Raw genomic sequence first — 8,467 nt, 5'->3', positions numbered from 1 at the left:
TCAACTAAGTTTTTTATTTCGTTTGTCGCTTTCGACGTTATTGTCATCGGCGACTTGTTCTATATTACACCCCTGTAGATCAATCGTCAATACCTTTTATCTTTTTTATTTTATAAATCATAAAAGCTTTGCCCTCTCTTAATTTCTAACACATCCTTAGAACTTCTTAAACTTATGTATTCAAATTAACAATCTGCAGCCTACACTCTCTAACTTAATACTAATACTTTTCTAAAGAATGAATGTGAGACCAAGTAAATATATATTAAGGATAGTATTTTTTCTTTTAGTACGTTCTCCCTCCTGCTCATCTCTAGGGGGATTATAAATAAAACACTTCTCTTCTTTACCTTTAAAAAAGGGAAAGAAATCTAATACCCTTAGGAGGCGTTATGAAATGCATGTTAATAAAAAGATAATTTATGTATCCCATGATGCCCATTTCCACGGAGCACAGCTACTTTCTTTACATACTATTAAGGCTCTTAAAGAAAACTTTGATTACTCTGTTGCAATTATTTCTATTGGATCCGGTATTTTAATTCCCGATTTTCAAAAGTACGGTCCTGTTTATTGTCTCGAGCAAGGTTATCAAACAGAAGAAAAGGTCGAATTATTAATAAAGGATTTATTATCACAGAATTTTACCCTCGCCATATGTAGCACTGTCATAAGTGGCGATATCGTCGCATTACTAGCTAGACAAAATATAAAAGTTGTTTCATTAATACATGAATTACCGCATTTAATACAACAGTACTCTGCTGAAGGGAAAGCTAAAAACATCGCTGAATTTGCTTACAAAGTTGTCTTCCCTTCACAATACGTATATGAAAAATTTCGTACAATCACTGAATTGGATCCTCAAAAATGTCACATTCTCCCTCAAGGTTTGTTTAACCACAATCCTTATAAGAACAATATTGCAAAAGCTAGAAATGAGTTACGTAAGAAGCTTAACCTGCCTCTAGATAGCAAAATCATCTTGGGTGTAGGCTTCGCAGATTATCGGAAAGGGATAGATTTATTCTCACTTATCTCTTACTCAGTAAGAAAGACTCACAAGGATATTCATTTCATTTGGGTAGGGAGAACAGACGTTCAATTCCTGAATACACTGCCCCCTAAATATAAAGCACATTTCACATTAGTCGATCCTACTCCCGATATCGGATTATATAACGCTGGGGCTGACTTATACTTATTAACTTCAAGGGAAGATCCTTTTCCAAATGTTGTTTTAGAAGCATTAGATGCAAAACTTCCTGTTATAGGGTTTAAAAATGCTGGAGGTTTTGAAGATGTTGTTACAGAAAAAACTGGTGCCTTAGTAGACTTTTTAAATTTACCCAAAATACTAGAAAAAATATATGAATTTATTCATGATGAGGGATTACGATTACAAAAGGGAAGCTTTGGCCAAGAACTTATCGAAAAAAACTTCAATTTTCTTAATTACATTTATCAATTACTAGATCTTCTCGAACATAATTACAAAAAGATAAGTGTAATCATACCGAACTATAATTATGAAAAATACTTACCTGATCGAATCGAATCAATATTAAACCAAACCTACCCTCTTTACGAACTAATTTTCTTAGACGATGCCTCCACTGATCATAGCGTATCAACTTTTAAAAAGCTGCTTTCAAAAGAAAATAAGACCCACCTGAAGGTTCAACAGATTATTAATGATAAAAACTCTAGTTCTGTATTTAAACAATGGATAAAAGGAGTCTCTGCAGCAACTGGTGATTATATTTGGATCGCAGAGGCCGATGACTTATGCGATAAGACATTTTTACAAGAGGTGATACAGGGGTTTTATATAAATAACAATATTACCTTAAGTTACACACAATCAAAACAAATAGATGAACAAGGAAATGTATTGGCTAATCATTATTTAAATTACACAAATGATATCGATAAAGAAAAATGGAAAGCCCCCTATTTTCGAAAAGGCGTCGAAGAAATACAAGATACGTTACTTATCAAAAACACTATACCTAATGTTTCAAGTGTAGTTTTTAAAAATATAGATATGAAGAAAACGGAAAAACAGTTAGAGAAGTTCAAAATAGCTGGCGACTGGTTCTTCTATGTTTCTCTTCTTACAGAGGGAGATATTTACTTCAATCCAGCCCCCTTAAACTATCATAGACGACATTTAAATAGCGTAACGAGAACAGAAGATTCATACTCCCATTACAATGAAGTTGTGCAAATGCAAAATTTCATTAAAGAAAAATTTACTATCGACGACATTTCTAAAATGAAAATGTATACATATAGAAAGTATCTTAAAACATACTTAAAAATTTAAACGTGTGCTTTCTATACCATCAATATCTCTTGTAAGGCGCTACTATTATTTAAGGGGGAATACTCTTTGAAAGACTTTATAGAGGAACATAAAGATTTAATTTCTCAAATCGCACACAGCTATAATGTAAATGCAAGTATCCATCCTGAGGATCATATCTTTCAGTTCATTGTCACTAATCCCGTCTTCCCATCAAAAAAAGAAGCGATAGATTATTACTTTAAAGATGGGCAAAACTCAGCACAAATACTCTTAAACTTAATTACTTCCCTTTATCCTCCTACAGTCAATCTAATTAAATTGTTAGAATTTGCATCCGGATACGGCTGCGTAACACGTCATTTATTAAATCTACAAGCGAATTTGAGTATAACCGCTTGCGATATACACGAAGAGGCTATTTCCTTTATTGAAAACAAATTAAATAATTCTTCTATATTATCTCATCCTGAGCCTGAACAGTTAAAATTGGACTCCTCTACGTACGATATCGTTTTTTGTCTATCCTTTTTCTCTCATATGCCTGATACAACTTGGTTTCGTTGGCTGCAAACATTGTATAACGCTGTTTCACCTGGTGGTTTATTCATTTTCACAACCCATGGCTATCAAAGCAAAAAATACTTCGGGTTTCCAAATTTAAATGAAAAGGGCTATTGGTTTCTCTCTTCTAGTGAACAATTCGATTTAGATGTGAATCAATACGGACAAACGATAGTTAGTCCCTCTTACGTGTGTGACAAAATTAAATTATTACCCCATAACCCAATTATCAAAAAGTATACTGAAGGATTTTGGTGGGAACATCAAGACCTTTGGGTTATAGAAAAAGAAGTAAATTAATAACCCACGCTCTGCTTATATACAAGTAGAGTGTGGGTTATTATTTTTTACTATATAAGAACTCTTCAATCCATAGCTTATTTAATCTAATCCCATGTTTAAAATCTATTTTAGGTTCCCAATTCAATTCTTGTTTTACCTTATCAATATTTAAAATGATTTTTTGAACGTTCTCTTGTTTTTGTTTGTAACAGATAAAATCCACTTTTCTTTCTGTTATTTTCTCTAATTCCACTATAATTCGTTTTAAAGAAAGACCTTTGCCACTCCCTATGTTGTATACGCAAGATTTCAATTGATTTAATTGTGCTAGTTGTATAGTAATTTCAACTAAATCATCGATATAAATATAATCTCTAATAATTTCCTCCGGATTCCCATATATATGAATCCTTTCATTACTGAGATGCTGGTACAAAAAACAATTTATCGCCCCTACTTTTTTTAAGGGGTTTTGGTATTTTCCATACGGATTAGAATATCTACATACAACATAATCTATTCCATATTTTCTCTTATAAAAATACAAATAATTCTCCAGCGAAACTTTTGTTATTCCATACGGGGAAAGTGGTCTTAATGGATGTTTCTCATCAATAGGCAAATATTCAGGTTCACCATAAACTGTGCCTCCCGAAGAAGCCAATATAATTTTTTTAATACGAAAATCTTTAACACTTTCCATGAAATTAAGAAAAAATAGACTGCTATTAATATCACCTAAAACATCTTCAATTGAAGTTGCTACGTTAGACGTCGCAGCTAAATAAATAATAATATCTATATTCACTAAAGCCTTATATATATCCTCAACATTTTCTAAATCACCTTTAATAAATTCAACTTCACTTATAATATTTTGAGGAAAATTATTTATATGTCTGGAAAATACTTTTACATTTTGCCCCTGTTTCAATAAACCCAATGCGAGGTTGATACCAATGAAACTATTTCCACCTACTATTAAATAATTATTCTTCCTCATAATATCATCTCTCTAGTAATAAATTTTTCCTATCGTCAAACTTAAAAATATACACAAATAAACTGGATCATTTTGATTATTCATCCTCTTATCATTGTATGTTTGTTATAAATTTTCATTATCTTTATTTTCTATTTTCATTTTATAATAGCTTCCTTATTCAGGTTGACTGCAAAAACACTCATAATATTTACTCATCCCCATGAATATATTTAATAAACAATCCTCACTTGTTTACCCCATAAAAAAACTTCTACATACACAAAGTTCTCAAAAAAGGAGCGCTAAACTCATGAAAAATATAAATCAAGAACTTTTAAATCATGTAATCCTACATAAAGATCGAATTCCGCATTACCATAAAGACTTTCCCCTTATACTATTTTGGAGTCATAGAAGCGGATGCACCTCATTAGCTAATTGGTTCTTTTTTCAAATTGGATTATTTACTGAAGCAAAGAAATACAATGACTTTATTCATTACTATGAGTTCTGGGTGTATAAAAACAGTACAAATTACATTCAACAATTACAAAATAGTCTTCTAGAGGCTAAAAAAAATGTTTGTAAACTTGTACGAAATCCTTATACAAGAGCTGTCAGCTCATTTTTATTACTTGCTGACAATCCATATGCTAGCCCACAATGGGAAAGCATCCGTCATTATTTTTATAATGATAAATATAGTAATCAAGGAATATCATTTAAACAATTTTTATATTACGTTCAGGCATTCGATTCCAATTCCCTAGCATTAGATATACATTTCAGTCAACAATACGTCCCTGGTGAAGAAAATTTCATTCAATGCTATATCCCTTTAGAAGATTTTAATACACAAATCACCAAGATGGAACACATGTACGATTTGATGAAATCCCCTTTAGCACTTTTTACAAATTCAGATCATCATCGTGCTCACAAGATGATTTATGCAGGAAGCTATGCAGAACTTAGCATTACAGATCCAGGCTTTCCCCGATTTCCAACATACGAAAGCTTTTATGATAAAGAAACTATGGATTTAGTTACAGAAATATACGCACAGGATTTTGAAATGTACCCATACACGAAAGGGATATTTTAAGTCTATACATTTTTCCACGAATAAAAGCTGATACATCGCATAGCATAAAGTGAAACTTTAATTCGAGTGGGAGTTCTCTCCAACTAATTATTCCCTTCTCCTAATCGTAATTTTAAGAGATACCTAACTTTCACCCATTTCCTTTAATTTCGCCGATTGTTGACGTGTATCATACTTTCCATACATAGATTGCATTTATTAACATAGGAGGGATATCGTGTGGAAATCAATTTGAAACACAATAATGGGTACTGCGTTATTTGCGAAAAGAAAGCTACATTTATAGAGCATAATGATTGGCTTAGAGATCATTATTTATGTTCTACATGTAACTCTATACCAAGGCAGCGAGCTTTAATCCATGCTTTACATACATTTTTTCCAAAATGGGATTCCTATAATATTCACGAATCCTCTCCTGGAGGAATTACGACTCAGCTACTATTAAAAAACTGTAAAAACTATACTTATTCTCAATACTTTAGAAATTATCCTCTTGGCCAATACTTTCAAGGTATTAGATGTGAGAACTTAGAAGACATGACTTTTGAAAATGAATCTTTTGATTTATTCATTACTCAAGACGTTTTTGAGCATGTAATGACGCCAAACAAAGCCTTTAAAGAAATAGAACGAGTATTGAAACCTGGCGGTGCTCATGTATTTACTGTCCCTTGGTATCATACACTCACAAAAACTGTGCAAAGAGCAAGAATGAATAAAGAGGTGATTGAATATATTGAAGAGCCCATTTATCATGGAAACCCTATTGATGAGAATGGATCTTTAGTAACGTTCGATTGGGGGCAGGATATGATTGAATATATTTATACACATGCAAACATGTATACAATTGTTTATTTACAAAAGGATAGATCACTAGGGTTAGATGCTGAATTTTTACATGTTTTCATTAGTAAAAAGCAAGAAAATAAAGTTTAATCACTATATAATTCGGAGGTTTAACAAATGAATAACTTTAAGTTAGGAAGTGATTTTGATCATCTTGTTAATTCACTATCTGATGCCGAACTTCTAAATTTATTTATACAAAGTTGTTCACAAACAACGATAAATGGGGTTCCCGTACCTATGTTTCCTACTGAAGAAATTCAAAAACAATTTGTAGGTGCTTCCTATGAACATGCTCTTTACGAAGCATATTTGTTTTATAGCCATATAAAAGAATGCGCCCAAAATTTAGGAGTTCCCTTGAATAAAGAAAGTAAAGTTTTAGACTTCGGATGCGGATGGGGAAGAATTATACGCTTCTTATTTAAAGATGCCTCTGATCAAAATTTACTTGGCATTGATGTCGATCCTGCGATGATCACACTTTGTAATGAAACACTAGGAAGAGGGATATATAAAACAGCAAGCCCACATCCCCCTGTAGATTTTATTAGCGACAATTCATTAGATATCATATTCGCTTATTCTGTATTCTCACATTTATCCGAAGCAACTGCCGAAAATTGGGTAAAAGAATTTTCAAGAGTTCTTCGCCCTGGTGGAATCTTCATCGCAACAACACAAGCGCGCTATTTTCTTGATTTTTGTCAACAATTCCAAGAACATCCTGAATTAATTCAAACAGGATGGCATAAAACTTTATCTCAAGCTTTTCCAGATATACATCGCGCCATCTCGGATTATGAAAACGGCAAATTTGTTCATAGCCCTACTGGTGCAGGGGATGTTAGAAATAGTAGTTTTTACGGAGAAACCGTTATACCTAGGACTTATATTGAAAATCATTATGAGAAATATTTAAAGCTACAAGACTTTTTTGATGATGTAAATCGATTACCACAGGCCCTCTTTGTCCTTCAAAAAATTTAATTCCTTTCATTCAACGTAATAAATTTCATGACGAAAAGTACTTTCTATTTCAGATATATATCAAATTACCTAATACTCTCTTATTAAGTAAGCTTAAAAAATCCAATACATACCATAAAAAAAACAGTAAACAGATAACATATCTCTTATTTTAAAATTGCTTCACCAAATCAAGAATAACTTCCCAACACTTGAACTACGAAAAACACGAGGGGGATATAACTTGAAAATAATCGCTTTTTACTTACCACAATTCCATCAAATTAAAGAAAATGATCGATGGTGGGGGAAAGGATTTACTGAATGGACAAATACTAAAAGTGCACGACCTTTATTTTCAGGACATTATCAACCTAGGGAACCTTATCAAGATTTTTATTACGACTTAACTACCCCCTCCGTAAGAAAGTGGCAAGCAAAAATCGCTAAAGCATACGGTATATATGGTTTTTGTTATTATCATTACTGGTTTAAAGGAAAAAGACTATTAGAAACACCCTTTAATGAGGTACTAAAGATGAAAGAACCTGACTTCCCTTTTTGTCTTTCTTGGGCAAATGAACCATGGACAAAATCTTGGGATGGTCTCGATAAACATATATTAATGCCTCAAGACTACGGAGATATATCTGATTGGAAGGAACACTTTGATTATTTATTACAGGCTTTCCAAGATGAGAGATATATTTATATAGATGATAAACCTCTATTCATTATTTATCGTCCAGGACATATTCCTGATTGTGAAAAAATGCTTAATTACTGGAATGCATTAGCGCGAGAAAATGGTTTAAAAGGTATATACTTTGCTGAAACATTAAACAGTTTTCCACTACCTAATATAAATGGATTCGATGCTAGCATTCAGTTTGAACCTTTCTATACAATTGCCCATGATAGCTCTTCAGACATAAATAAGGTAATATATGATTCTGATATGCAATTAAACGTTTGGGACTACGATAAAGTATGGATGTATATATTACAACGATCGCTCCCAAAGAAAAAAACATTTCCTGGTGCTTTTGTTGATTGGGATAATACTGCACGACGTAAAAACGCGAATAGCAGCATCTTTGTAGGTTCTACCCCTGAAAAGTTCACCATATATTTAAGCAAGCAAATTCATCGGACTTACTCTTTTTATAACAGCGAGTTTTTATTTATTAACGCATGGAACGAGTGGGCGGAAGGAACTTACTTAGAGCCAGATAAAAAATATGGATTTTCTTATTTAGAAGGGGTTAAAAATGCAATTGATAGAGGTATGAAAGCATACAAAAAAGACGAGTCATTCTGACTCGTCTTAAAGTTGCTTGGCGACGTCCTACTCTCACAGGGACAAGGTCCCAACTACCATCGGCGCTAGAGAGCTTAACTT

7 protein-coding genes are annotated in these 8,467 nt (G+C 32.7%); 6 read left to right on the top strand and 1 reads right to left on the bottom strand.

The features are described 5' to 3' along the window. Positions 1 to 397: 397 nt before the first annotated feature. Together QO049_RS30115 and QO049_RS30110 are read left to right on the top strand one after the other, a co-directional pair. Positions 398 to 2,329 (top strand): glycosyltransferase, encoded by a 1,932-nt coding sequence (locus tag QO049_RS30115; RefSeq protein WP_097856381.1) that lies wholly within the window; start codon positions 398 to 400, stop codon positions 2,327 to 2,329. Between the two features lie 66 nt (positions 2,330 to 2,395). Continuing rightward, entirely contained in the window at positions 2,396 to 3,172 is a 777-nt protein-coding gene (locus QO049_RS30110; protein ID WP_246961778.1) for a class I SAM-dependent methyltransferase, read from the top strand. Positions 3,173 to 3,212: 40 nt separating this feature from the next. Here the strand turns inward: QO049_RS30110 and QO049_RS30105 are convergent, their stop codons facing one another. Then, positions 3,213 to 4,157, bottom strand: coding sequence for an NAD-dependent epimerase/dehydratase family protein (locus tag QO049_RS30105; protein WP_246961776.1), 945 nt, complete (start codon positions 4,155 to 4,157; stop codon positions 3,213 to 3,215). 292 nt (positions 4,158 to 4,449) lie between these two features. On the opposite strand from QO049_RS30105, the gene QO049_RS30100 reads away from it, so the two are divergent. From QO049_RS30100 to QO049_RS30085, 4 genes are all read left to right on the top strand, one after another. Next, positions 4,450 to 5,244, top strand: a complete 795-nt coding sequence (locus QO049_RS30100) for a sulfotransferase family 2 domain-containing protein (RefSeq protein WP_000790055.1) — start codon at positions 4,450 to 4,452, stop codon at positions 5,242 to 5,244. Positions 5,245 to 5,463: 219 nt separating this feature from the next. Further along, complete coding sequence (locus tag QO049_RS30095; RefSeq protein ID WP_000405118.1) at positions 5,464 to 6,186, top strand: class I SAM-dependent methyltransferase; 723 nt, start codon at positions 5,464 to 5,466, stop codon at positions 6,184 to 6,186. Positions 6,187 to 6,213: 27 nt separating this feature from the next. Then, positions 6,214 to 7,086: a class I SAM-dependent methyltransferase gene (locus QO049_RS30090; RefSeq protein WP_284489802.1), complete on the top strand. Its 873-nt coding sequence runs from the start codon at positions 6,214 to 6,216 to the stop codon at positions 7,084 to 7,086. A gap of 223 nt (positions 7,087 to 7,309) precedes the next feature. Then, a complete protein-coding gene (locus tag QO049_RS30085; RefSeq protein WP_000690999.1) occupies positions 7,310 to 8,386 on the top strand; it encodes a glycosyltransferase WbsX family protein in 1,077 nt (358 codons plus the stop codon). Positions 8,387 to 8,467 lie beyond the last annotated feature (81 nt).

It is taken from the genome of Bacillus sp. RB3 (assembly GCF_030164735.1).
GTDB lineage: Bacteria > Bacillota > Bacilli > Bacillales > Bacillaceae_G > Bacillus_A > Bacillus_A cereus.
The sequence above is the reverse complement of the archived record's forward strand: the minus strand, read 5'-3'. Positions and strand labels throughout refer to the sequence as shown.